This is a genomic window from Burkholderia sp. A2 (assembly GCF_001729305.1).
GTDB lineage: Bacteria > Pseudomonadota > Gammaproteobacteria > Burkholderiales > Burkholderiaceae > Burkholderia > Burkholderia sola.
The window spans coordinates 1-664 of record NZ_LZXX01000033.1 but is presented as its reverse complement, the minus strand read 5'-3'; the positions used below and the strand labels follow the sequence as shown (position 1 = coordinate 664).

1 protein-coding gene and 1 pseudogene are annotated in these 664 nt (G+C 67.9%); one reads left to right on the top strand and one right to left on the bottom strand.

The window, feature by feature from the left end; translation table 11 throughout:
* On the bottom strand, positions 1–289 hold a 289-nt coding region (locus A9Z05_RS03270), incomplete at its 3' end, for a DJ-1/PfpI family protein (protein ID WP_176730137.1).
* Positions 290–405: 116 nt separating this feature from the next.
* Here A9Z05_RS03270 and A9Z05_RS03265 point away from each other — a divergent pair.
* A pseudogene (locus tag A9Z05_RS03265) lies at positions 406–664 on the top strand (GlxA family transcriptional regulator); the annotation flags it as partial.

Genomic DNA, 664 nt, shown 5'->3' with positions numbered 1-664 from the left:
CGTAGCGCGCGGTGGCCGCGCGCTGCTGCACGAACGCGATCGTTTCGGCATCGAGCAGCAGCTCGTTGATGCCGATTCCGCCCGGGATGCAGATCACGTCGAGCGGCGGGCAGTCGTCGAACGTACAAGTGGGCGCGAGCGCGAGGCCGCTGCTCGACGCGACCGCGTCGCGCGACTTCCACACCAGATGGACGGCCGCATCGGGCAGCGATGCGAGCACGTCGTGCGGACCGGTGAGGTCGAGTTGCTGGACGCCCGGAAAGACGAGAAGGCCGATATGCAGGGTCATGCGAAGACTCCGTCTGGAAGGGAACGCGCGCCGTTCGGCACGGGATGGACAGATCGATTCTAGGCGCGTAGTGTTTGGCGAAATTGCCATATCACCCACGTTTTAAGCCAATCGCCATGCCTGTCGCCGCCCCGCGTTCGATCCTGGTCCTCGCGTTTCCCCGTGCGCAACTGCTCGATGTAACGGGGCCGCTGCAGGTGTTCGCGTCCGTCAACGAGCTCGCGCTGGAGCGCGGGCAGCCGGCGCCGTATGCGCCGCGCGTCGTGGCCGTCGAAGCCGGGCCCGTCGAGACGTCGTCGGGCCTCGTCGTGATGGCCGAGTCGCTGCGCGCGGCCGTGCGCCGTCCCGATACGCTGATCGTCGCCGGCGGCAAGG